The following is a 23,731-nucleotide window of genomic DNA, read 5'->3' as shown; positions in this document are numbered from 1 at the left end:
TGAAAAATGAAGGTTGTTTGAACAATCTGAAATCACGGATATTCTGCTCTCTGCTATGTTAAAATAGATACTAAGAGATATTGAAAAGTTAGCATACAAATAATAAAGGGGGGACTCTAACAAATGAAAGTAGTAATTATCGGAGCGGTTGCAGCTGGACTAAGTGCTGCATACAGCATAAAGAAAAATGTGTCAGGTGCGGAAATCACTGTACTTGAAAAAGGAGAAGACATCTCCTATGGAGCCTGCGGATTCCCATATTACATAGAAGGCCTCATAGAAGAAGAAAGGAAGCTTATTGCCAGAGGCAGGGAACGTGTCCTGAGTGACGGTATCGATCTGAGATTATCCAGTGAAGCAGTAGATGTGGATTTTCAGAATAAGTTGGTGAAAGTGAAAAATCTGGTCAACAGCAACGAATACGAGCTGAAATATGACAGACTTGTCATTGCGACAGGAGCCAGAAGCAACCGATTGGATATCTTCAAAGGAATGAAAGGTGTATTCCCGCTGAATACACTGAAGGACGCCAATGCCATCAAAGACTATCTGGCGAAGAGTTCTCCTGAAAGAGCGATCATTCTCGGTGGAGGCAACAAAGGGCTCGAACTGCTGGAAACAATGACGCTCAGAGCGGTGGACACGCAGGTCATCGAGTATATGCCAAGTGTCATGAATATCTACGATCCGGAGTTTTCAGAGCTCATCATCAAGGAGCTGCGTGGGGAAGGTCACAAAATCAATACTGGAGAAAAGGTCCTGGATGCAGAAGCGGATGAGAAAGGGTTCATTGCAAAAGTGATTACAGACAAGGGAGAGTATCCCGTTGATATGGTCATTGAAACCATCGGACTGAAGCCGAATACGGATTTTCTTTCCGGAAAAGCCCTGAAAATGGAACGTGGAGCGATTGTGACGGACCTCTATGGAAGAACCAGTATTGAGGATGTTTATGCCGGTGGTGACTGCACACTGATCTACAATCATATTGAAGAGAAGAACAATTATCTGCCGTTGGGCACGAATGCGAATAAAACAGGAAAGCTCATAGGGTATGCCATGGCAGGGAAAGAGCCTCCATTTAGGGGAGTTCAGGGAAGTTCCATGATGAAGACTTTTGAGTTCGAGATGGCCATGACGGGTGTAAATGATCAGAGAGCAGAATTTCTGGGACTGGATTATGACAGTGTCATGGTCAGAACCCGAAACAAGTCGGGTTATTATCCCGGCGGCACCGAGCTGTACATAAAACTGACCTATCTAAAGAAAGATGGGAAGATCGCCGGTGCGCAGATTTTCGGAAGAGAAGGAAGTGCACTGCGCATTCAAGGGCTGGTCACAGCCGTTTATGCAGGTCTCACCATATATGACCTGGCCTATATGGACTTCGGGTATATACCACCTCTGAACAGTGTATGGGACTCCATCAATGTAGCAGCAAGAAAAGCGGTATCCAAGTTTGAACGAGAGAAGGAATAGATACACATGACAGAAATCAGAAACAGTAAAGACCACGAATTGACGAAATCCGAAGCAGAGGAGCTGCTTCATGAGATGAAGGCATTCTTTCATACAAGAAAGACCATGAACATCCATTTCAGAAAACAGCTGCTGAGAAAACTGAAGTCCACCATCAGAAAATATGAAGCGGAAGTGCAGACAGCTCTGTACAAGGATCTGGGGAAATCTCATGCGGAATCCTATATTACTGAAATCGGACTTCTTTATCAGAGTATTGATTACTTCATAAAGAATCTTGAGCGTTTCGCCAGAAGAAAAATGGTGAAACGACATACCGCCAGCATTCTATCCCAGGGATACCTGTATAAAGAACCCTATGGTACAGTGCTTATCATCTCCGCATTCAATTATCCTTTTCAGCTTCTCATGGAGCCGCTCATCGGAGCCATTGCAGCAGGAAACAATGCTGTGATCAAACCTTCCGAACAGGCTGTTTATACGGAAGCGGTCATTGAAAAGATCATAGATGAAGCCTTTCCGTCCACGATGGTTCAAGTTGTCAAAGGTGGAAAGGAGACGGTGACGAATCTTACCACATCAGATTTTGATTATATCTTCTTCACGGGTAGTGTATCAACGGGTAGAATCATCATGGGAAATGCTTCCAGAAATCTTACCCCGGTAACCCTGGAACTGGGCGGGAAAAGTCCTGCCATCGTCATGAAAAGGGCGAATATAAAGAATGCGGCGAGAAAGATCGTCTATGGAAAGTTTCTCAATGCCGGACAGACCTGCATCGCACCGGATTACGTATTGGCCCATGAAGATGTCATGGAAGAACTTGTGCAGGAGATCAGGCATTATCTCGGGAAATTCTACAAGGGAAATCCGAAGATGTCCAAAGACTATTCCAGAATCATCAGCAAAAAAGCGCTTAAACGGCTTTCTGATATTCTGGAAGAGGATAAAGCATATATCATTCATGGCGGTGATGTGGACACGAAAGAGAATTATATGTCGCCTACCTTGCTGGTCAAAAACAATCTGGAATTAAGATCCATGGAGGAAGAGATTTTCGGTCCGATTTTACCGATCATCCGCTATCAGGATATCAATGAAGCACTCGATGAGATACAGCCGATGGGGAAACCGCTTGCTTTCTATGTCTTCACAGAAGACAGGACACTGGCTGAGAAAGTCCTTAAGAGAGTATCTTTTGGAGGAGGATGCATCAATGATGTGCTATTCCACATCTCCTCTCCCTATCTTACCTTTGGAGGGGTAGGCAACTCTGGCATCGGAAGATATCATGGGAGATATTCCTTTGACACCTTCAGCCATGAAAAAGCCGTGCTTAAATCTTCCAGTTATCTGAATATGCGGATCAACGAGCCGCCAATCACCAATCTGAAAGAAACGCTCATAAGAAAAATACTGAAATAAGAAGAAGCTGTGTGGAAACGCACAGCTTTTGCTATAATAGTATTTATGATGACATGAAGGAAGTGGAGAAATGGAACCTCAAAAAATACTGAAGAAGTATTTCGGACTGAATTCCTTCAAAAAGGAGCAGATCTCAATCATAAAGGAGATTCTAAGCGGTAGGGATGTGGTAGGAATTCTACCTACAGGGTATGGCAAATCTCTGTGCTATCAGGTGCCTTCAATGATGATGAAAGGACCCACACTGGTCATTTCACCTCTGATCTCTCTTATGAAAGATCAGGTTGATGCACTTAAGGACAGGGGGATTCCTGCAACGTACATCAACTCTTCTCTTTCCCTTGAAGAATCCAATGAACGGAAAAGAAATATCAGGAAAGGAAAATACAAACTGATCTATGTATCTCCGGAATCTCTTAAATTAAAGCGGTTCACGGACCTGCTTCGTGATATCGGACTGGCGCAGATCGCAGTGGACGAAGCACACTGCATCAGTATCTGGGGTCACGATTTCAGACCTTCTTACCTCACCATTGATGATTTCATCAGGACACTGGAGAAGAGACCCGTGATAACAGCGTTCACGGCCACAGCCACAGAAGCGGTGAAAACTGACATTCTGGAACTTCTTCATCTTGAAGACGCATTCAGCATCACCGGAGACCTTAATCGTGAAAACATCTATTTCGGGGTGAAGAGGCCACAGGATGAAGTCAGTGAACTTCTGATACAGATCAATGAAAGGAAGGGGCAGCAGGGGATCATTTACTGCCAGAGAAAAAAAGAAGCAGAGAAAGTGAGAGATCTTCTGCAGCAGGAAGGCCATAAGGCGGGGCTTTATCATGGAGGTCTGGAGGATGCTGTCAGAAGAAAAGTCCAGGAAGATTTCTCCTTTGATCGCATTCATATTGTTGTTGCAACCAGCGCCTTTGGTATGGGCATCGATAAATCCAATGTGAGATATGTGATTCATCTGGGTATCCCGAAGAATATCGAGTCTTTCTATCAGGAAGCGGGAAGGGCAGGTAGAGATCAGAGCTACAGTGAAAGCATTCTGATCTATCGACCGGGTGACAGCAGCAAGCAGAACAGGCTGCTTCAGATTTCGGATCTTACAAAGGAAAGGTATGAAATAGAGCGGGAAAAGCTTGTCGTAATGGACCAGTACGGCAAGACGGAAAACTGTTTGAGAGCTTTTGTCCTGAATTACTTCAAAGGATTCCCGCCGGATGATGCCAAAGAAAACTGCGGCAACTGCAGCAACTGTATTGAGGAAGGCCGCATCAACTTAACCGTCCTGGGCAGAAAGATCATAGCCGCCATGAGAATTCTGGGAGAACGTTCTGAGGCGTATCTGGTCTACGATTTCCTTCTTGGCAGCAGATCACGAGAGCTGGAGAAACGGGGATATTGCGCGCACCGGTATTTCGGCAGCCTGAAGAATCATAAAAAATATTATCTGGACAAACTCATGTCCCTTCTTGAGAAGGAAGCATATCTCGTGAAGCATGGAGAGCAGCTGAGCATCACAGAAAAGGGGAATCATCTGCTCCAGGGAGAGGGAGAATTCATTGTTTTAAGAGAAGAAGGAGAAGAGAAGCAGGATTATCATGAAGAGCTGCTCCTTAGACTGAAGCGGGTCCGTCGGGAAATCTCAAGGATGGAGGGCATTGCACCCTATATCATTTTTCATGATGAGACGCTCCGTGATATCGCAAGGAAAATTCCCGTAACAAAAAAAGAATTCATGGAAGTACGCGGTGTAGGAAGGACAAAGGCTTTGAAATACGGACATATTTTTCTCGAAGAAATCAGGAAATATGGAGAAAGCCAAGGGAAGCTTGAGGAAATCAGAAAAGAGATTCAGAAAGATCCGGAACATACCATAGACCAGTGGGATACATTTTCACTCCATAAGGAAGGGAAAACAGTGGAAGAGATGGCCACGATTCTCGGAATCGTACAGGGAACGGTTGTGGACAGGCTCATAAGAGAACACGACAAGGGAAGAGATGTGAATCTGGATGCGCTCTATAAGAGTCATCTGGAGCAGCAGATTCTTCATTCTGTTCAGAAGCTGGGCACAGATAAATTAAGACCCATTAAAGAGGATCTGATGAGGGAAGGGATTGATGTGGATTATATTGACATCAAAGTGATCTTCTATAAACATTACGGAATCCGAAAGAAATGAAAAAGAAGAGGTATGTCCGAGTACTCAGACATACCTCTTTATCAAGGTTATTAGGAAGAACAGATTAGCATTCCTGGAATTTATATCCCTTGCCCCAGACGGTTTTGACAAGACATCTGTAAGGGCCCAATTTTCTTCTCAGGGACTTGATGTGGGTATCAATGGTTCTTGAGTCGCCTAAGAACGAATATCCCCAGACGGCTCGTATGAGCTCGTTTCTTGACAGCGTCATACAGGAATGTAATTTAAGATACACCAACAGATCATACTCCATAGGAGTAAGATTCAAAGCTTCGTTTCTGATCAGTACCTGCTTGCTTTCATAATCGATGGTAATCTCTTTATACTGATAGGACGCATCGAGATCCATGGAGAATGAGGCCAGGCTTTCCATGAATGCAGTGGTGATGTCGTGTGCTTTCATGGTATATCCTGTATAATTCACATTCTGCATTCTGCTGAGATGTCTGTCGTTTATGTTGTCATTAAAGATAAAGACTTTAATCCGGTTATTTCTATTTAAATTTTCATCAAATTCGCTTTTATGCTTTTTATAATATTCATCATGGATAATCAAGGTATTGATGGGTTCCTCTATGAGATCAAGGGTCTGCACTAGGGAGTCAGAAAACAATATTTCCAGATTATTTTCTGATGATGCAACCTCAGCCATGATGCTTTCTTTTTCAAATCCTGCAATGAGTATTTTATGCATCTGTTTCACCTCACATCCTATAATAACACTGACTTTTAAAGTAGATTTAAAGAAATCGCTGAAAAAGATAGAATTAAGAAAAACTTAATATCCTGAGACTGATGCATAAATATAGACTATTGACTTCAAGTTAAATCATAGCTGTGATATAATAGAGTGGAATAAGAAGAGAAAGAAATAGGAGGTAAGCCGATGAAAGTTTGTAAGATACTCGCCGTTTCCGCATTATCCATGGCAGTGGGTGCATTGATTTATAAGGTGGTTTCTGATCATAAAGATGAAATTGATTCATTCGTGAATGAATACGGTGAATTTATCGAAGATGATCTTCTGGAAGAAGATCTGATGGAGCCGGAACAGTTAATTGAAGAATAAACATTAAAACGACGGTAAACATACCGTCGTTTTTTCTTAAAATTATTTTATCATTTCTGCCGAATTATTAAGCTATACTTTAATAATTATCGAAGCATATAGAACTGATTGTAGAACAGTAAATATTTTTTTCTTCTTATACTATTGAGTATTATCTGTTCCGGAGGAGATCGTCTTCGATTTTCTGCTCATAGGCTGCCATAAGCTTCTTCACCATAGGATGATCAGAAGAGCTCAGCTCCATATCATCAATGGATGAAATAGGGAGAATCTTCGGAGAAGTGCCGCTGATAAAGGCCGCTTCCACTCTAGGCAGGTCTGTGACAGGAACTGCTTCTTCCGCTATATTCATTTTAAGCTCCGCTGCGATATCAAGGATTCTTTTTCTCGTGACTCCACCCAGCACATCTTTCAGTGGTGGCGTATACAGCGTCTGATTCAGCACGAAGAATACATTGGACTTTGATCCTTCTGTGATTTCATGGTCTGAATTCACAAGCAGTGCCTCATAGATCCCGTTTTCTTCAATAAACTCTGTCACACGGGTTTTGTAGCCCGGATCGATGACTTTCGCATTGGGGTTTTTACGTTCGATCTCCATGGTTCCCGTTCTGATGCCCTCGAGATAGCTGATCCTATCGGGATAGACATGGGGAATGAAGTACATGTAGAAGTGGGTGACGGGTCCATGATTGATTAGAATCTTCACATTCCCGTCTTTGATTCCGTTTTTTTTGGCAAGAAGGTGTATCAGATTGCTGATTTCTTCCTTTGATTTTCTGAAATCCATCTGAAGAATCTCAAGAGACTGATTCATGCGTTCCAGGTGATCCTCCAGAAACAAGGGAGTACCATCTGTGATTCGGATGACTTCATAAACATTTTTCCTGCTGAGTCTGTAACTGAAGTCCCTGACATTCACCAGTGAATTATTCATTGTTACATGGCTGCCACGTATTGTATCCACATTTACCTCCAATAAAGAACCGGATATTTCGGGTTTTTCTTTTTATAGTTGATCAGATACGGTTTACCCATCAGGGCGAGAAGCGGTTCATCGCTCATGGAATCTGAAAACATATAGGAATCCTCGAAATCAATGGTTTCTTTGTCGAAGATCTCAAAAAGCCTTCTGACTTTTTCCGCTCCTTTGTTGTTTTCTCCATCCATGATCGAGGCGAAGTTTCCGTCCTTCACCAGAAATCTGGTTCCCATGACATAATCCGCATCAAAAACCTCTTTCAGCTTAAGAATATAGAATTCAGGTGAAGCCGATGTCAGGACAATGGTATATCCTTTTTCTTTCAGCTCTTTCACTTTTTCGATTCCATCTTCATACAGGAAGTGTTTCAGTTCGTCTTCTATGAAATCATCAGTGAGCTTGTCCACTGTTTTCATGGGCAGATCCTTCAGAAAAGCAAGAAAAAGTTCCTTCGTTCTTTTTTCCTTGTTGATTCCCAGCTGATACAGGAGACCACTTCCGATGGCTCTGGGCAGATGCCTGAGCAGTGCGGGTTTCTTTTTCACAAGATAGGCGTAAAAGGCGATCAGGGTTTCTTTTTTCGTCAGGGTAAAATCCACATCGAAAAGTGCTAATTTTTTCATATTCCTCCTACAAAAAAACCTTGAGAAAAATCCCAAGGTTTTCGTCGCTTCGTATTAATGCTTCCTACTGAAGCTCGTCAGATTCTGAAAGAGCTTCGTATGCCTCGGATACAGTGTTAAATTCTTCTTCTGAAAGGAAGACAAGTTCTCCATCCTCACCAGCAACTCTAAGAGGAGTCACGGTTTCATCTCCATTCATTACAAGAACATAAACCTCACCATCAAGTTCGAATTCGTCTACAATCGGATATTCCTCTGTTGTACCGTCTTCGTTTTCAAAAGTCACCATATGTGCATGGTCATGGTCATGATCATGGTCGTGATGGTGATGATCGTGATCGTCGTGGTCATGGCCACAGTTGCAGCTATGCTCTTCACCGGAGCAGCAGGAGTCTTCCTTTTCGTGATGACCGCCACCGCAGCATCCTTCGTTGTCGTGGCCGCCGCAGCAGCTCTTTACTTCTTCTGTATTTTCATTTATTGAATTTGTCATTGTATTCCTCCATTTATGTTAATCAACTTATTCTATCACAAAAAACTAAGCAGATAAATCAAATTTAAAATAAGTTTCCTTTAGCGGTTGATCACACTGGAAATCGGTGGGATTACCTGTTTCTTCCTTGATAGAATACCAGGGATGTAAACCGAGTTTCCCTTCATCTGCACATCAAAGGCCTTGTTGATCACATCTTTCTGTTTTCCCACCGCAATGAGTTCGGAACCTTCTTTGTAGATATCAGTGACAATGAGAAGCTGAAGGTCGAATCCTTCATGCTCCGTCATCTCTTCCATGGTTTCGATAATGGTGCCCTTCAGATCGTCAATGGTCTCGGAGTCCATGGTATATACCTGCGATACGCCGATCTTACTGCTGTCGTAGGTGAATACCTTGAAGTCCTGCTTCAGGATTTCCTGCGGGCTCTTTCCTGCAAGGGAAGTACCGTATTTGAACATTTCAAGGGCGAATTCCTCCACATCGATATCCGCTATCTGTGCCAGTCTCTGCAGTACAAGTCTGTCCACGTTTGTGGAAGTAGGGGACTTGAAAAGCAGTGTGTCGGATATGATTGCCGCCGCAAGCAGACCTGCGGTTTTCTTGGAAGGTCTGATTCCGTTCTCGAAGAAGATGTTGGCCACAATGGTGGATGTGCTTCCCACGGGTTCATTTCTGAAGAAGATCGGGGTGGATGTGGCTACATCTGCCACTCTGTGATGGTCGATGATTTCAAGAATCTCCGCTTCGTTCAGTCCTTTGACCGACTGACCTTTTTCGTTATGGTCCACCAGGATCACTTTTTTCTTCTTGCCTGAAATCAGATGGAATCTTGAAATGGTTCCGACGACCTTGTTTTCCTCACTGACAACAGGGTAGCTTCTGAATCTTGTTTCAGCCATGGTATTTCGGATATCTCCGATATAGTCATCTGAAGAGAAGTACATGATGTTTTCCTTGGTCATCACGTAGTTCACTGGTACAGACTGCGAAATGAGTCTGGATGTGGTGTAGGTGTCATAAGGCGTATTGATTACAGTGACTCTGTTCTCCTTGGCTTTCTCAAGGAGATCCTCATCCATATCACCTGAGCCAGTGATGATGATCAGGGATACTTTGCTTTCCACCGCACCTTCAAGAGATTCTCTGCGGTTTCCGGTGAGGACAATGTCGCCTTCTTCCAGGGTCCTGTTCACTTCATCAGGAGAAGCGGAAAGGGCGTAGATCTTACCGTAGAAATGCTTGCGATCCTTATCCATATGAAGTACCTGACCGGTTAATGTGTCCAGCAGATTGTTCACTGTCACTTTGGATTTGCCTAGAATCATATTGTCCCAGACGTCCATATAGCTTTCCGTTACATTGGAAACGGATACGATGCCGTTGAGCGTTTCGTTTTCATCCACCACAGGGATACTCTTGACGTTATTCATACGCATGATGTTCCATGCCATCTTCAAGGTGATTTCTGAAGAAATCGGTGCGATTTTATCGATATTCAGATCGCTGATCTGCAGTCTCACATCCTCGATGTACTCTGGTGCTTCCACACCGAAATAGGCGAGGATGAAATAGGTTTCCCTGTTGATCTCTCCTAATCGGACAGGCACATAATGATCAGAACCTGTTTTGTTCTTGTATTCGGCATAAGCCAGAGCAGCACAGATGGAATCTGAATCAGGATTTTTATGACCTGTGATATAGACGGTGTCCTTCATATTTACCTCCACTTACCCAGTGGATATCTCTCATATCCATGGATGATCTTTTATTATCATTATAATACTTGATAAGAAAGAAGCCTGCAACAGTTGTGCAGACTTCCGCGTTGTTATTTTCTCTTATACTGAACCTGTCTCTTGGGCATAGGCGCATCGATCTTGAACAGATCTTTTCTTGTTGTGACATTACGGATGTTCTTGATTTCCAGAACGTCACTGTTGTCTGCTCCTTTTTTGCCTTTCAGTGCCTGAAGAAGAATGACATTCCCCTGATTCACTGCGATGAAATCGGGTTTCTTGAACCATCTTTTAGCCTTGTATGTACTTCTGACAACGTTCTTGGAGCCATCCGGCTTAAGAATGATTGTTGCCTTCAGTACATTGAAGATCCAAAGGTATTTTTTCTCTTCCACTTTCACTGAGAGTACCGTACCGTATGCCTGCGTGATTCGGTCCCCATATTTCTTCATATAATTATCAGCATAGTACTTTTGTAATTTATCTTTAAACCCCATTATTGAAAACTCCTTTATCCTATGATTGCTACAGTATATTATAACATAGTCCCGGAAAAAGTATATTAGAAAATCCTTGTGTTTTCAAGGATTTATTGAAAATTTAATATGAATCAGCTGTTTTCTTTCTGATTCAGCAGGTGTGCTGTTTTCATGAATTTGATGACGCTCTATTAAAACAAAGCCAAACTATGGTAAAATATAATGGAAATAGACCTAGGAGGTACTTTAAATGGATAAAATATCATTAGCAAAACATATCGATCATACTCTTCTGAAACCGGATGCTGTGGAAGCGGAACTGGTTAAGCTCTGCGAAGAGGCAAAAGAGCATAAATTCTTCAGTGTGTGCATCAATCCAAGCAATATCGTAAAAGCCAAGGAGCTTCTTCAGGGCACAGACACGAAAATCTGTACTGTCGTCGGATTTCCTTTAGGACAGATGACTACTGAAGCGAAAAGCTTTGAAACCAACGAAGCGGTTCTGCTCGGTGCTGAAGAAGTGGATATGGTCATCAATGTGGGCAAACTGAAGGACAAGGACTATGAGTATGTGCTGGAAGATATCCGTGCAGTGGTTCTAGCCGCAAAGGGTGTCCTGACTAAAGTCATCATAGAAACATGTCTTCTTACAGATGAGGAAAAGGTGAAAGCCTGCGAACTTGCTAAGGATGCAGGTGCTGATTTCGTCAAGACTTCAACAGGTTTCTCCAAAGGCGGAGCTACCAGAGAGGATATCGCGCTGATGAGAAAAACCGTAGGACCGGAAATGGGTGTGAAAGCTTCAGGTGGAATCCGTACACTGGAAGATGCCATGGGCATGATCGAAAATGGAGCGACCAGACTCGGATTATCCGCAAGTGTTTCCATTCTGAATGAACTTCAGTAATAAACAATGACATTGGCAGCAGCTGGTTTTGGGAGAAGGGTGATTACATGTACAGAGATGTCATCGATGGGGAAAAGCTGAAGAAGCTTCTTCCGGATCTTCCTGATGACTTATCAGAGATAAAGCTGGAAATCTTTGTGAGAGCATTATCTGATGAAACAGTTAAAATTGAAGATATACTGCAGAAAATAAAGAAAAGAGTAGGGCGATCCTCCTATCTCGGAAAAGAAAAAGAAGTGTTTTTCTTTGAAGAAGATGAACTCATTGAGGATCTGCGTAAGCCGCTCTTGGTGAAACTGAAGGAACTAGGATACACAGCGAATCTTAAAGAGGGTGCGAGAGGCACCGTGGTGATTACTGTGAACTGGAAGAACGCATAAGCAATGAGGCCGGATAGAAGTGATGCATCACTTCTATCCGGCCTTTATTACGAATCATTTTCGTTTCCGTATGACATTCAATACGATATTGGTCAGTGTATTTCCTAGTATGACCGAAAGGATCATGAATACGAAGAGCAGGTAGGCAAGGGGGAGAAAGCCTTCCAGATTGCCATAATACATCTGATAGATGAGATATGGAATCAGAATGATTCCCGCGATGGAAGGAAGAAACCTCAGTAAACTGTTCTTTGTAAAATAAGACATGACCAGACTGTATAGACCACCCCCGACAATAAAGAGCAGCATCAATCCAATGAGTCTCAGGGTACCACTATCCATGTTATCAACTCCTAAAACTATCCCTCAGGATAAACATAGTACAATTATACCAAAACAAAGTTTGATTTCAAAAATACTTCATAGTATTAATATAAACTTCATTAATTGGATAAATCTAATTTGAGTTTCTAAGGTACAATAGGTAAAAGGGAAACAAGGAGGTGCTGCTTATGAATGACCGGGAACTGAAGAAGATGGAAGGCAGATGGTTTTTACAGTATTCTGGATGTCCGTTATGGAAGAAAGGAAGTATTGATACGATCTCCTTTAATTACGAGCTTATGCACAAGGGAGAAAATCTGGTGCTTAAGGAAAAGGTGGAGTTCCGGAAAAACGGGAAGATGAAAATCAAAAGAGGCTTCGAGATTCCCACGGAAGGTTCGGATGTACTGCACTGGAAAGGAATCGGCGTGAATAAGTTTTTCCGCAACGAATCCAAGGTGCTGTACAACAAGGAAGGTATTCTCATCATGTGGTTTGAAAAAACCATTTCTACACCGGAATCCATTGATGTGCTGACGAGAAAGAAACACCTGAGTGCGGAGGAGAGTGCATACATCTTCAGCATTCTGGAAAACCTTGATGAAACATCCGGATACATCGGTGAACTGGAATCCGTGAATATCCTTTGAGACTCAGGAATCAGCAAACTCAAATTGATTGAAAATTTCGTCAAAGGGCGAATACAGCTTGATAAAATGCCGTTTTTAATTTAAAATAGAACTATCATAAACATTAAATCAACAAGGGGGCAAACCATATGAAGACATACATTTATGCAAGAAACATTACACTTACAGACGGTTTAAAGGAGGCGGTAGAGAACAAACTCAACAGGCTTGATAAATATTTCAATCAGCCCGTGGAAGCTCGAGCCACACTAAGTGTGACAAAAATGGATCAGACATTTGAAGTGACGATCCCCTTCGGTAATGTTCTCTTAAGAGCAGAAGAATCCAGCGATGATATGTACAAATCCATCGATCTGGTACAGGATAAACTGGAAAGACAGATCAGAAAATATAAAACGAAAATCGAGAGAAAAGCAGGTGATCCTTCAGTAAGATTCAACGATACCGCTTTCACTCAGCTGGAAGAGCTGGAAGGTGATGACGCCCCTAAAATTGTCAGAACCAAGAAAATCTCCATGAAGCCTATGTCAAAAGAAGAAGCTGTTCTTCAGATGGAACTCTTAGGACATAACTTCTATGTATTTGAAGATGAAGAAGGAGAAACTGGTGTAGTCTATAAGAGAAAAGATGGCAATTATGGTCTCCTTGAAAGAGAAGATGACTAAATATATAAACTGCCGGGAGCATCGAAAGATGCTCCCTTTACTTTGGGACAGAATCGGGAAGTTAACCTTAAATTAATTTTCATGGGGTAAGATGGCAAAAGAATCATAGATTCAGTCTCCTGCAGGAGCCTGAAATATTGATATATCTTGTGGATAAGTGCTATAATATTATCTGGGCCATTATACCTTATGGCAGAACATGAGGAATGAGTATGGCGTGACACGACAATCAGGATTTAAATAAAAATTTGGAGTTGAAAAAATGGGATTATTTGATAAGGTTTTTGGGACCTACAGTGAGAGGGAAGTGAAAAGAATCGAGCCTCTTGCAGACCAGGTGGAAGCCCTGGACGCCGAGTTTCAGAAACTGACAGACGAAGAGCTGAAGGCGAAGACAGTGGAATTCAGGGAAAGGCTGGAAAAGGGAGAAACGCTGGATGATCTCCTTCCAGAAGCTTTCGCGACAGTAAGAGAAGCTTCTGCCAGAGTACTGAACATGAAGCATTTCCGCGTACAGATCATTGGCGGTATTATTCTTCATCAGGGAAGAATCGCTGAAATGAAGACCGGTGAAGGTAAGACGCTGGTGGCGACGCTGCCTTCCTATCTCAATGCATTGACCGGAAACGGCGTACATGTTGTTACAGTCAATGACTATCTGGCATCAAGAGACAGAGACTGGATGGGACAGATTTATGAGTTCTTAGGTCTGACTTGTGGTGTCATTGTTCATGGACTGACAAACGAGCAGAGAAAAGAAGCCTACCAGTCGGACATCACCTATGGTACCAACAACGAATTCGGATTTGACTATCTGAGAGACAATATGGTGGTCTATGCCGAAAGAAGAGTTCAGAAAGAACTGAATTTCGCCATCGTCGATGAAGTGGACTCCATCCTCATCGATGAAGCGAGAACACCACTGATCATTTCAGGTCAGGGAGACAAATCCACCGAGTTCTACAAAGTGGCAGATTTCTTTGTAAAGCAGCTGAAGAAAGATGTTCACTATACTATGGATGAAAAAGCCAAGTCTGTCGTTCTTACAGAAGAAGGAGTAGAGGAAGCGGAGAAAACCTTCCATCTGGAAAATTATGCGGAGCCAAAGAACATGGAACTCCAGCATCATGTGACCCAGGCGCTGAAGGCGAACTACCTGTTCAGAGTGGATAAAGACTATATGGTCAAAGACGATGAAGTGGTCATCGTAGATGAATTCACCGGTCGTCTGATGGAAGGTAGAAGATACTCCGATGGACTCCATCAGGCCATTGAAGCAAAAGAAGGCGTAAAGGTCGAAAGAGAGTCAAAGACACTTGCGACCATCACCTACCAGAACTATTTCAGAATGTACAAGAAACTTTCCGGTATGACCGGTACAGCCCTTACAGAGGAAGCTGAATTCAGACATACCTATGGTCTGGATGTTATCGTCATCCCAACCAATAAGCCCATCAGAAGAATCGACCAGCCGGATCTCATCTACAGAAATGCACAGGCAAAATATAAGGCAGTGGTACAGGAAATCAAGGAAGCTTACGCGAAGAGACAGCCTGTACTTGTGGGAACCACTTCCATCGAGAAGTCGGAATATCTCTCCACCTTGCTGAAGAAGAACGGTGTGCCTCATGAAGTGCTGAATGCGAAGTACCATGAGAAAGAAGCTGAAATCGTATCTGGTGCCGGTGAACCCGGATCCATCACCATTGCCACGAATATGGCTGGTAGAGGTACAGACATCAAGCTGGGAGACCATGTCATCGACGTGGGCGGTCTCAAGATCATCGGTACGGAAAGACATGAATCCAGACGTATCGACAATCAGTTAAGAGGGCGTTCCGGTCGTCAGGGAGACCCCGGAGAATCCAGATTCTACCTTTCACTGGAAGATGATCTCATGAGAATCTTCGGCTCCGAAAAACTTTTCGGAATGATCGATAACATGGGTCTTGGGGATGATGCCATTGAATCAAAGATGGTGACCAAATCCATTGAGAATGCGCAAAAGAAAGTAGAAGGAAACAACTTCGACACCAGAAAAACCCTTCTTGGCTATGATGATGTCATGAATATGCAAAGAGAAGTGATCTATGGCCAGAGACAGATGGTGCTTGAAGGAAAGGATCTCAAGGACAACATTCGTGCGATGCTTCATAATGTGGTTTCCACGGCGGTGAACATCCATCTTTCAAACGGTTCAGAAAGAGAAGAAGGAATCGAAAAGCTGATCACGTATATGGAAGATATTTTCGTCCCTCATGGTACACTGAATGCTGAGAAGCTCAAGAAAATGACCAATCAGGAAATCGAGGAAATGCTTTACGATATCGGAGTTTCCATCCATGAAGAGAAGGAACAGGAAGTCGGAGAGCAGATCAGAGAAATCGAACGTGTCATTCTTCTGAAAGTTGTAGATACGAAATGGATGGAGCACATCAACAACATGGACCATCTGAAGAGAGGTATCGGTCTGCGTGCGTACAAGCAGCAGGATCCCGTCCAGGCTTATCAGTTTGAAGGTTCGGAAATGTTTGATGAGATGATCAATTCCATCAACAATGATACAATCAAGTACATTCTTCACATTGCAGTGCGCAAGGAAGAAAAGATTGAACGTGAACAGGTTGCCAAGGAAACTTCCACCAATCAGGACACAACCTTAAAGAGAAAACCTGTAGTGAAAGACACAAGAGTCGGCAGAAATGAGCCTTGTCCATGCGGCAGTGGCAAGAAATACAAGAACTGTCACGGCGCAGGAAAATAGAAAAGATAAAATAGACTTGGGAAACCAGGTCTATTTTGAAATGAAATGAATACTATAGGAGTGATGAAAATGTTACCGAAGATGGTAGAAGCGGTCAATGAACTGAAAAGCTTCAAGGAATCACTGGATGAAATCCGGGTGTCTCTTTGACATCGAAGCTTTATCCAGAAGAAGAGAGGAACTGATTTTCAAGATGCAGGAGCAGAGTTTCTGGGAAGATCTTGAAAATGCGAAAAAGATAACTCAGGAAGAAAAGAACATTGAAAATGTAGTGAAAGAATACCATGATCTTGCAGAAAGAGTGGAAGACGCCATGATGATGATCGAACTTTCCGAAGAGGATGCGTCCATGGAGGAAGATCTGCTTAGAGAAGTGAAGGATCTGAAAAAAGGGGTCGAAGCCATGCATCTGCGTGTCCTTCTATCTGGAAAATATGATCATAATGATGTGATTCTCACCCTGAAAAGCGGGGTAGGTGGTACGGATGCCCAGGACTGGACTTCCATGCTGCTTAGAATGTATACCCGGTGGGCAGAAAAGAAAGGCTATAAAGTGGAACTTGTGAACCTCATCGAAGGAGATGAAGCGGGCATCCGTGATGCTTCCCTGAAGATTGAAGGACCCTATGCCTATGGATACCTCAAGGCGGAAAAAGGCATTCACAGACTGGTGAGGATTTCACCCTTCAACTCCAGCGGGAAACGCCAGACGAGTTTCGCGTCGGTGGAAGCGGTACCCATGCTTGAAGACGACAGTGAAGTGACCATAAAAGACGATGAGCTGAGAATCGATACCTATCGAAGTACAGGTGCAGGCGGTCAGCATGTCAATACAACGGACTCTGCAGTCCGTATCACTCATCTTCCAACGGGAATCGTTGTTACCTGTCAGAACGAAAGAAGTCAGGTCCAGAACAAGGAAACCGCTATGAAGATGCTGAAAGCGAAACTTGTGGAAATCAAAGAAAGACTGAACAAAGAAAAGATCGAGGACATCACCGGAGAAATGAAGGATGTGGGCTGGGGCAGTCAGATCAGAAGTTATGTGTTCAATCCCTATAATCTGGTGAAAGACCACCGCACCTTAGCGGAAGACGCAAACGTGGACAGCGTCATGGATGGAGATATCGACCTCTTCATCAGTGCGTATCTCAAGCAGAACAGCAACGGCAGCCTGTAAACGGAGTAGGAGAAAGAGTAAATGAATATAATTGAAAGAATCGCAAAAGAACTCAATGTCAGAAAAGATCAGGTGGAAGGAACGGTGAAGCTACTGGATGAAGGGGCAACGGTTCCCTTCATCGCCAGATATCGAAAGGAAGCCACAGGATCCCTGGAAGATCATGTTATCCGTGATCTTCATGAGAGGCTGGAGTATCTGAGAGGGCTGGAACAGAAAAAGGAAGACATTCTGAGACTTCTGACAGAGCAGGGTAATCTCACTGACGACCTGAAAAAGGACGTCGAGAAAGCGGAAACCATCACCAGACTGGATGACATCTATCTTCCCTTCAGACCGAAAAAGAGAACCCGAGGAACCATCGCCAGAGAAAAGGGACTGGAACCTTTAGCGGAGTATATTCTCTCAGGGGGAAAGGATCCCAAGGAAAAAGCGAAGGAATTCATAAATGATGAAGTGGAAACCGAGGAAGATGCCATGAAGCTTGCCATGGACATCATGGCGGAGAATATGTCGGAAGATGCGGACCTCAAGGGGATGCTTCGAAACGTATATGTGAAGACAGCTGAGCTGAAAACTTCGGGCGACAAGGAAAACACAGCTTATGAAATGTATTATGACAGAACCGAATTTGCCCTTAGAATGCCCAGTCATAGAATCCTCGCCATCAACAGAGGAGAAAAAGAGGGGATTCTCAAGGTTACTGTGAGTGTCGATGAGACAAGAGCCCACAGAGCCATCATGGGAAGATATGTCACAAAGGATGCGTCCTGCAATGAGGTGATTCATGCCACCGCATCGGATGCACTGAAGCGTCTGATTCTTCCTTCCCTGGAAAGAGAGCTGCGAAACACACTGACAGAAAGGGCCGAGAACTCTTCCATCGATGTGTTCAAGGAGAATCTCAAATCTCTGCTTCTTCAGCCGCCGATAAGAGGCTACAGTGTCATGGGTTATGATCCGGGCTTCCGAACAGGATGCAAGGTTGCAGTGCTGGATGAAACCGGCAAGTATCTGGATACAGCGACGGTTTATCCTACCATGCCCAGACAGGACATCAAGGGTACAAAAAGAATCCTGAAGGATCTGATCCGTAAATACAATGTGAAAGTCATTTCTCTTGGAAACGGAACTGCGTCGAGAGAATCCGAACTGGTCCTGATGGAGCTCATTGAAGAGCTGAAAGAAGAGAACATCGATCTTTCCTACGTCATCACCAACGAAGCCGGCGCATCCGTATACAGTGCATCAAAAGTCGCCAATGAAGAGTATCCGGATCTGGATGTTACAGTCCGAGGCGCCATATCCATTGCCAGAAGACTTCAGGATCCTCTTGCAGAGCTTGTCAAGATAGATCCGAAATCCATTGGCGTAGGACAGTATCAGCATGATATGAACAAAAAGAAACTGGACGCATCTCTATCCGGAGTCGTGGAGGATACCGTAAACAAAGTAGGGGTAGACCTTAATGTGGCAACACCGGCTCTTCTGTCCTATGTTTCCGGAATCAATAAGACCATCGCAGAAAACATCGTGGCTTATAGAGATGAAACAGGAAAGTTCACTTCCAGAAAAGAGCTCAAGAAAGTGAAGAGACTTGGAGACAAAGCCTTCGAACAGTGTGCGGGCTTCCTTAGAATCAGAGAAGGGAAAGACTTTCTGGATACGACTGGTGTGCATCCTGAATCCTACCAGGCGGCATATCTGATTCTGAAGGAACTGGGATATGACAAGAAGAAGTTATCTAGAACAGGGTTAAGTGATATCGAGGAAAGAGGAAAAGAGTTCGGACTAAAAGAGCTTTGTGATCTTACCGGCCTTGGAGAACCTACAGTGAAGGATATCATCAAGGAGCTGCAGAAGCCAGGCAGAGACCCCAGAGAAGATCTTCCGAAGCCTGTATTCAGAAAAGGGGTCATTGAACTGAAGGATCTTTCGGAAGGTATGGTCCTTTCCGGTGTTGTAAGAAATGTTGCGGATTTCGGCGCATTCATCGATATCGGTGTCCATCAGGATGGACTGGTCCATAAAAGCGAACTGTCCAGCAGATACGTCACCAACCCCCTTACCTTTGTGCGATCCGGGGATGTGGTGGATGTGAAGGTGCTTTCAGTGGATCTGAAAAGAAAAAGAATCAGCTTAAGCATGAAAGGTCTCAACAAGGACCAGAAAACTGCTGAAGCAGATTCATAACAGGATACAGCTGAAGTGAAAAAGACAGGAGCGCTGATGGACTCCTGTCTTTTTCTGTGAGTTATAATGTTTCGCTAATCTGTCTCAGAATCTTCTGGAATTCTGTTCGATCTATGTTGCCTAGTTTACCTCTGAATGAATTCAGATAGATGACGAAAGGATCTTCCTGCTTCAGGAGAGAGGATTCTTTATAATAGGAGATGGTATTTCTCAGCCATCTGGACAATTCATCATAAGTTGTGGAATAAAGGCAATCTTTATATAATCCATAGGGATAGGAGAGGGTGAAAGTCTTCAGAAGCTTCATACCTTCTTCCAGAATCTGCGTTTTCATTGATGATTTCATAGTTAAATCCTCCCAGGGTTATATGTATTATGAAAAACGATGGATACGTTCCTTCATTTTCATAATAATTGTACCACAGGACAAGCCCTATTGACATAATAATAACAACATGGTACTATCATATTGTAAATTAAATAGCGTCTTCAGGGCGGGGTGTGATTCCCCACCGGTGGTAATAGCCCACGAACCGCAAGGTTGATTCGGTGTAACTCCGAAGCCGACAGTTAAAGTCTGGATGGAAGAAGAATGATTGTTTTAGCTTTCGCGCCCTGATTTCTATGAAATCAGGGCTTTTTTCTAAGCAATCTTCTGGAGATAGCAATCTTTAGGAGGGGTTTACTCATGGTAAACATATCAAAAAAAACCAACATCATCGTCAAGGCTGCACTTCTTATGACACTGGGATTCATACTGACCTATTTTGAATTTCCGATCCTACCTGCCTTCCCATGGCTGAAAGTCGATCTTTCGGCAGTACCGGTACTGCTCAGCGGATTCGCATTCGGACCTCTGGTTGGAGTGGGTGTGGAAATCCTTAAAAATCTTCTGGTTTTCACCATTAAAGGAAGTTCTTCAGGTGGTATAGGAGAAATCGCGAACATCATCGTAGTAGGTTCTTATGTATTTGCCGCTTCCATGGTATTCAAGAAGTTCAAAACCAGAAAAGGTGCAATCTTAGGCGCACTTCTGGGATCCATCGTTATGATTCCACTGGCCATGCTCGCCAACTACTACATACTGATTCCGCTGTATTTCCCAGGAGGAATGGAAGCTGAAATGCTGAGATCCTATCTGTTCTACGGTATTCCAGTATTCAACTTCATCAAGGGAATGATCATTTCAGGTGTAGGTATTCTCTTCTATAATCGTGTAGCTTCCCTCATCAATAAGGAAGCGCGATTTCAGAAAAGCTACCCAAAGCTTCACAAAGCCGTCTGAAAGAAAAATAAATAGATAGACAAATAATAAGGCCTCATCAGATCTGATCTGATGAGGCTGTTTTATATTCAGAATTCAAATCTGAAGATTCATGACCAGAGCATCTTCACCATTGACATAATACCGCTCTCTTTTACTGAGGGTGATGAAACCCATGGACTTGTAGAGTCTCTGCGCAGGCAGATTACTGACCCGAACCTCTAGAAATACATTTTCCACATTTCTCTCCTTCAGATGCAGGATGAGATCCCGGATCAGACGATGACCAACGCCCTGCCTCTTAAAAGCATCGGAAACAGCGACATTAATGATGTCAGCGCTGTCTAAGGTATACCAGCACTGGACATATCCGATGACTTTCTCTTCATATAGTGCAACCAGGTTCAGTGCGTTGGGATTGATGGTTTCCCTTATGAGCTCATCCTTGGCCCAGGGAAGAGGGAAGGCTGCTGCGGATATGCTGAAGACTTCATTCACATGCTGAGGCTGCATTTCTTTGATTTCAACCATCAGGTTCATTTGAGCATACCGATCTTTTTCTCATATTCGTATTCCGCCTGGCTTTTTCTCATATAGACTGGTACCAGGCTGTGTATGTCATCTGATTCACCAGACCGGATTCTTTCCCCTAGCAGGTAGGGAATGCTGCTGGCCCTGGGGATATTGAGGGATGAGGGTGCAATGGACACATTTTCCTTGAACTTCAGCTCTTCATCGGTCATTTTATCGACGATGTCACCTAAAATCAGAATTTCCTTTTCTTCCTTCTCCAGTTTTTCCTTCACTTCCGCTAAGGTCAGAATTGCTGGTTCCATGAGTGTTATCAGCTTCCCATTTCTGAAAGTGTAGAATCCCGTATAGAAACCACCCCTTAAAGCATCCACCATGGGAACAAGAACGCCGCCATATCCATATACGCCATAAGCAAGGATAGAGAGGGCATCGGATGCGAAAACGGGAAGGTCTGAGCCAAGAGCCAGTCCTTTCACTGCCGAAAGACCGATTCTGAGGCCTGTAAAGGACCCTGGACCGGTTGAAACAGTCAGCGCACCCAAGTCCTTCACCTTCAGGTCAAGCCTTGTCAGAAGCTCTTCTATGAGCGGCATCAGAAGTACGGAGTGCTGAAGATTGTAATTGATGTTGATCTCCCCGAGCATGGCATTTTCATCCACCACTGCAACGGAGCAGTTGTTGGATGAGGTATCAATACTTAATATTTTCATTCTATTCCCTCCAGAAAGTCATAGTCTCTACCGAATGATTTCAGTGTGATCCTTCTTTCATCCTCATTCTGTGTCTTTTCAATTTTTACGTGGATGAATTCATCTGGTAATATGGGCTCGATCATATCTGCCCATTCAATGAGTGTAACACCCTGGCCGTATACATACTCTTCAAACCCCACCTGGAGAATCTCGTCGATATCATTGACTCTGTATACATCAAAATGGAAGAAAGGGATTCTTCCCTCGTAATACTCATTCACAATGGTAAACGTAGGAGAGGTGATGGTATCTGTGATACCTAGACCTTCTGCAAAACCCTTTGCAAAATGCGTTTTTCCTGTTCCTAAATCTCCCGTAAGACAGATTGTGGTGCCCCGGGTGATACTTCGTCCGATTTTTCTGCCGATTTCCATTGTTTCTTCCACGGAATTCGTTTTGATCATTCTTGTTTTCATTTTATCACCATATTTCATTTTAATCATTCTTCATTATAACGTAAGCGGTAGCGGAATAAAAGCACGAAAAAATACAGCCCGTAGGCTGTACCTGTAAGATGATGCTTATGCTGCGATTTTCAGGAAAGTATCCATGTCCATGGATAGATGATGCATATCGGTGCTGTTCGTGTTTGTCTCGAATCCGATGTGCTCAAACATGAACAGGGATCTCTTGTTCATGGTTTTGATTTTCGCATCAATTTTCTCATAGCGCAGAGAGAAGAATGCTTCACTTAAGGCTTTCTTTAATGCGGTCTTCCCATAACCCTGACCCCAGAGTCCTTTGTCTCCTATTGTAATCACTATTTCATGACCTGACTTTTTGGGGACAAATTTAACGTACCCAATGGATTCTCCATGGAGGCAGATCAGATAGAATAAGCCTCTTCGATTAAAGATCTGGTTGTAGATGGGCAGATTCGACGAATTCACCATCTGTCTTATCTGGTCGCTGATCTGATCTTCTTCATTGAGATAAGCGACGATTTCATGGTCTTCCAGCCAGTCGGCAATCTTTAGGGCATCCTCTGTAAAGATATCCTGTCGAAGTGTAATCATTTCAAACTCCTTTTAAATTCGATATTTTCAGCTGGCATGAAAAGCCTTAATACTGAACACTTCTATGTATTTTAATATGAAAGAGGAGTGATTTCAAAAGAGTGATTCCAGAACAGACCGGTTTAGCTTGGTTTATCTCTGTATTTCTGATGTTAACTCCACTTTGTTCAGTAAAACGATATTAAAGGATATCATATTAGGACAAAGTCAAATAAAAATAGATAAAATGAGTTTCTATGAAAATATATAAGATATCTTAATGGAATCTTATTTTCTGGCCATCTTATTTAGGAAACCGTGAAATCATGCCGAAGAGAGGGGCATGATGCCAGAGATCAAAACAAAATCATAAGCTTACATTGTTTTGCCCATCCTATCGTTAAAGAACCACAAAAGAAAACGGCCTGGTACATCGTACCAGACCGATTCACTATGGCAGGGATACTAGGATTCGAACCTAGACTTACGGTTTTGGAGACCGTTGCTCTACCATTGAACTATACCCCTAAAAGGTTGCGTAGCCTTAAGTTGGCTACGTTGTCTATTCTAGCATCCCTGATGAGTGATGTCAACAATTTGTGAATAAATTCTTTCAGAC

At 43.3% G+C, this 23,731-nt stretch carries 24 protein-coding genes, 1 tRNA gene and 1 riboswitch; of the genes, 12 read left to right on the top strand and 13 right to left on the bottom strand.

Annotation, left to right across the window (positions count from 1 at the left end; genetic code table 11):
• Nucleotides 1-123: 123 nt before the first annotated feature.
• From ACHAL6_RS14170 to ACHAL6_RS14160, 3 genes are all read left to right on the top strand, one after another.
• Nucleotides 124-1,479, top strand: a complete 1,356-nt coding sequence (locus ACHAL6_RS14170) for an FAD-dependent oxidoreductase (protein WP_395271322.1) — start codon at nucleotides 124-126, stop codon at nucleotides 1,477-1,479.
• A 6-nt stretch (nucleotides 1,480-1,485) separates the two neighbouring features.
• The gene (locus tag ACHAL6_RS14165) at nucleotides 1,486-2,904 is read left to right on the top strand and encodes an aldehyde dehydrogenase family protein (protein WP_395271321.1); all 1,419 of its coding nucleotides are present in this window, start codon (nucleotides 1,486-1,488) and stop codon (nucleotides 2,902-2,904) included.
• Between the two features lie 70 nt (nucleotides 2,905-2,974).
• Complete coding sequence (locus ACHAL6_RS14160; RefSeq protein ID WP_395271320.1) at nucleotides 2,975-5,098, top strand: RecQ family ATP-dependent DNA helicase; 2,124 nt, start codon at nucleotides 2,975-2,977, stop codon at nucleotides 5,096-5,098.
• 64 nt (nucleotides 5,099-5,162) lie between these two features.
• Here ACHAL6_RS14160 and ACHAL6_RS14155 read toward each other — a convergent pair whose 3' ends face one another.
• Nucleotides 5,163-5,813 (bottom strand): winged helix-turn-helix domain-containing protein, encoded by a 651-nt coding sequence (locus ACHAL6_RS14155; protein ID WP_395271319.1) that lies wholly within the window; start codon nucleotides 5,811-5,813, stop codon nucleotides 5,163-5,165.
• Between the two features lie 192 nt (nucleotides 5,814-6,005).
• Here ACHAL6_RS14155 and ACHAL6_RS14150 point away from each other — a divergent pair, with 192 nt between their 5' ends.
• Nucleotides 6,006-6,188, top strand: coding sequence for a hypothetical protein (locus ACHAL6_RS14150; protein ID WP_395271318.1), 183 nt, complete (start codon nucleotides 6,006-6,008; stop codon nucleotides 6,186-6,188).
• Nucleotides 6,189-6,339: 151 nt separating this feature from the next.
• Here ACHAL6_RS14150 and ACHAL6_RS14145 read toward each other — a convergent pair whose 3' ends face one another.
• From ACHAL6_RS14145 to ACHAL6_RS14125, 5 genes are all read right to left on the bottom strand, one after another.
• The gene (locus ACHAL6_RS14145) at nucleotides 6,340-7,155 is read right to left on the bottom strand and encodes an aminotransferase class IV (RefSeq protein WP_395271317.1); all 816 of its coding nucleotides are present in this window, start codon (nucleotides 7,153-7,155) and stop codon (nucleotides 6,340-6,342) included.
• 2 nt (nucleotides 7,156-7,157) lie between these two features.
• Nucleotides 7,158-7,793 (bottom strand): HAD-IB family hydrolase, encoded by a 636-nt coding sequence (locus ACHAL6_RS14140; protein WP_395271316.1) that lies wholly within the window; start codon nucleotides 7,791-7,793, stop codon nucleotides 7,158-7,160.
• Nucleotides 7,794-7,857: 64 nt separating this feature from the next.
• Nucleotides 7,858-8,286: a DUF1292 domain-containing protein gene (locus ACHAL6_RS14135; protein ID WP_395271315.1), complete on the bottom strand. Its 429-nt coding sequence runs from the start codon at nucleotides 8,284-8,286 to the stop codon at nucleotides 7,858-7,860.
• Nucleotides 8,287-8,366: 80 nt separating this feature from the next.
• Nucleotides 8,367-10,004, bottom strand: a complete 1,638-nt coding sequence (locus ACHAL6_RS14130; protein ID WP_395271314.1) for a putative manganese-dependent inorganic diphosphatase — start codon at nucleotides 10,002-10,004, stop codon at nucleotides 8,367-8,369.
• 113 nt (nucleotides 10,005-10,117) lie between these two features.
• A complete protein-coding gene (locus tag ACHAL6_RS14125) occupies nucleotides 10,118-10,522 on the bottom strand; it encodes a hypothetical protein (RefSeq protein WP_395271313.1) in 405 nt (134 codons plus the stop codon).
• A 232-nt stretch (nucleotides 10,523-10,754) separates the two neighbouring features.
• Between ACHAL6_RS14125 and deoC the strand changes: the two genes are divergently transcribed.
• Nucleotides 10,755-11,411: a deoxyribose-phosphate aldolase gene (gene deoC, locus ACHAL6_RS14120; protein ID WP_395271312.1), complete on the top strand. Its 657-nt coding sequence runs from the start codon at nucleotides 10,755-10,757 to the stop codon at nucleotides 11,409-11,411.
• Nucleotides 11,412-11,458: 47 nt separating this feature from the next.
• Complete coding sequence (locus tag ACHAL6_RS14115; RefSeq protein WP_395271311.1) at nucleotides 11,459-11,791, top strand: hypothetical protein; 333 nt, start codon at nucleotides 11,459-11,461, stop codon at nucleotides 11,789-11,791.
• A 54-nt stretch (nucleotides 11,792-11,845) separates the two neighbouring features.
• On the opposite strand, the gene ACHAL6_RS14110 is transcribed toward ACHAL6_RS14115, so the two are convergent.
• Complete coding sequence (locus tag ACHAL6_RS14110; RefSeq protein WP_395271310.1) at nucleotides 11,846-12,133, bottom strand: hypothetical protein; 288 nt, start codon at nucleotides 12,131-12,133, stop codon at nucleotides 11,846-11,848.
• Nucleotides 12,134-12,303: 170 nt separating this feature from the next.
• Here ACHAL6_RS14110 and ACHAL6_RS14105 point away from each other — a divergent pair, with 170 nt between their 5' ends.
• The 5 genes from ACHAL6_RS14105 to ACHAL6_RS14085 all read left to right on the top strand — a co-directional run bounded on the left by ACHAL6_RS14105 (nucleotide 12,304) and on the right by ACHAL6_RS14085 (nucleotide 19,567).
• On the top strand, nucleotides 12,304-12,765 hold the full coding sequence (locus ACHAL6_RS14105) for a hypothetical protein (RefSeq protein WP_395271309.1): 462 nt from the start codon (nucleotides 12,304-12,306) through the stop codon (nucleotides 12,763-12,765).
• Nucleotides 12,766-12,893: 128 nt separating this feature from the next.
• Complete coding sequence (gene hpf, locus ACHAL6_RS14100; protein ID WP_395271308.1) at nucleotides 12,894-13,430, top strand: ribosome hibernation-promoting factor, HPF/YfiA family; 537 nt, start codon at nucleotides 12,894-12,896, stop codon at nucleotides 13,428-13,430.
• Between the two features lie 262 nt (nucleotides 13,431-13,692).
• The gene (gene secA / locus ACHAL6_RS14095; RefSeq protein ID WP_395271307.1) at nucleotides 13,693-16,194 is read left to right on the top strand and encodes a preprotein translocase subunit SecA; all 2,502 of its coding nucleotides are present in this window, start codon (nucleotides 13,693-13,695) and stop codon (nucleotides 16,192-16,194) included.
• A 69-nt stretch (nucleotides 16,195-16,263) separates the two neighbouring features.
• Nucleotides 16,264-17,374 (top strand): peptide chain release factor 2 gene (prfB, locus tag ACHAL6_RS14090; protein WP_395271306.1). Its coding sequence is split into 2 segments (ribosomal slippage): nucleotides 16,264-16,341 and nucleotides 16,343-17,374, totalling 1,110 coding nucleotides; the frame shifts between segments, so codons are not numbered across the junction.
• Nucleotides 17,375-17,395: 21 nt separating this feature from the next.
• Nucleotides 17,396-19,567 carry a Tex family protein gene (locus tag ACHAL6_RS14085; protein WP_395271305.1) on the top strand — a complete coding sequence of 724 codons (2,172 nt, stop codon included), beginning with the start codon at nucleotides 17,396-17,398 and terminating at the stop codon, nucleotides 19,565-19,567.
• A gap of 61 nt (nucleotides 19,568-19,628) precedes the next feature.
• Here the strand turns inward: ACHAL6_RS14085 and ACHAL6_RS14080 are convergent, their stop codons facing one another.
• Nucleotides 19,629-19,913 carry a hypothetical protein gene (locus ACHAL6_RS14080; RefSeq protein WP_395271304.1) on the bottom strand — a complete coding sequence of 95 codons (285 nt, stop codon included), beginning with the start codon at nucleotides 19,911-19,913 and terminating at the stop codon, nucleotides 19,629-19,631.
• Between the two features lie 135 nt (nucleotides 19,914-20,048).
• A riboswitch (FMN riboswitch) is annotated at nucleotides 20,049-20,164 on the top strand.
• Between the two features lie 91 nt (nucleotides 20,165-20,255).
• Between ACHAL6_RS14080 and ACHAL6_RS14075 the strand changes: the two genes are divergently transcribed.
• A complete protein-coding gene (locus ACHAL6_RS14075; RefSeq protein WP_395271303.1) occupies nucleotides 20,256-20,852 on the top strand; it encodes an ECF transporter S component in 597 nt (198 codons plus the stop codon).
• A 75-nt stretch (nucleotides 20,853-20,927) separates the two neighbouring features.
• Here the strand turns inward: ACHAL6_RS14075 and rimI are convergent, their stop codons facing one another.
• From rimI to ACHAL6_RS14050, 5 genes are all read right to left on the bottom strand, one after another.
• Nucleotides 20,928-21,362 (bottom strand): ribosomal protein S18-alanine N-acetyltransferase, encoded by a 435-nt coding sequence (gene rimI / locus ACHAL6_RS14070; protein ID WP_395271302.1) that lies wholly within the window; start codon nucleotides 21,360-21,362, stop codon nucleotides 20,928-20,930.
• A 5-nt stretch (nucleotides 21,363-21,367) separates the two neighbouring features.
• On the bottom strand, nucleotides 21,368-22,075 hold the full coding sequence (gene tsaB / locus ACHAL6_RS14065; protein WP_395271301.1) for a tRNA (adenosine(37)-N6)-threonylcarbamoyltransferase complex dimerization subunit type 1 TsaB: 708 nt from the start codon (nucleotides 22,073-22,075) through the stop codon (nucleotides 21,368-21,370).
• The gene (gene tsaE / locus ACHAL6_RS14060; protein WP_395271300.1) at nucleotides 22,072-22,533 is read right to left on the bottom strand and encodes a tRNA (adenosine(37)-N6)-threonylcarbamoyltransferase complex ATPase subunit type 1 TsaE; all 462 of its coding nucleotides are present in this window, start codon (nucleotides 22,531-22,533) and stop codon (nucleotides 22,072-22,074) included. Before tsaE ends, tsaB begins: the two co-directional genes overlap by 4 nt.
• A 105-nt stretch (nucleotides 22,534-22,638) precedes the next feature.
• Entirely contained in the window at nucleotides 22,639-23,133 is a 495-nt protein-coding gene (locus ACHAL6_RS14055) for a GNAT family N-acetyltransferase (RefSeq protein WP_395271299.1), read from the bottom strand.
• A gap of 433 nt (nucleotides 23,134-23,566) precedes the next feature.
• A tRNA-Trp gene (locus tag ACHAL6_RS14050) sits at nucleotides 23,567-23,640 on the bottom strand.
• Nucleotides 23,641-23,731 lie beyond the last annotated feature (91 nt).

This window comes from Proteiniclasticum sp. C24MP (genome assembly GCF_043951855.1).
In the GTDB taxonomy this organism is placed as follows: Bacteria; Bacillota; Clostridia; order Clostridiales; family Clostridiaceae; genus Proteiniclasticum.
Note: the sequence above shows the minus strand (reverse complement) of the source record. Positions and strands in the feature narration are given on the sequence as shown.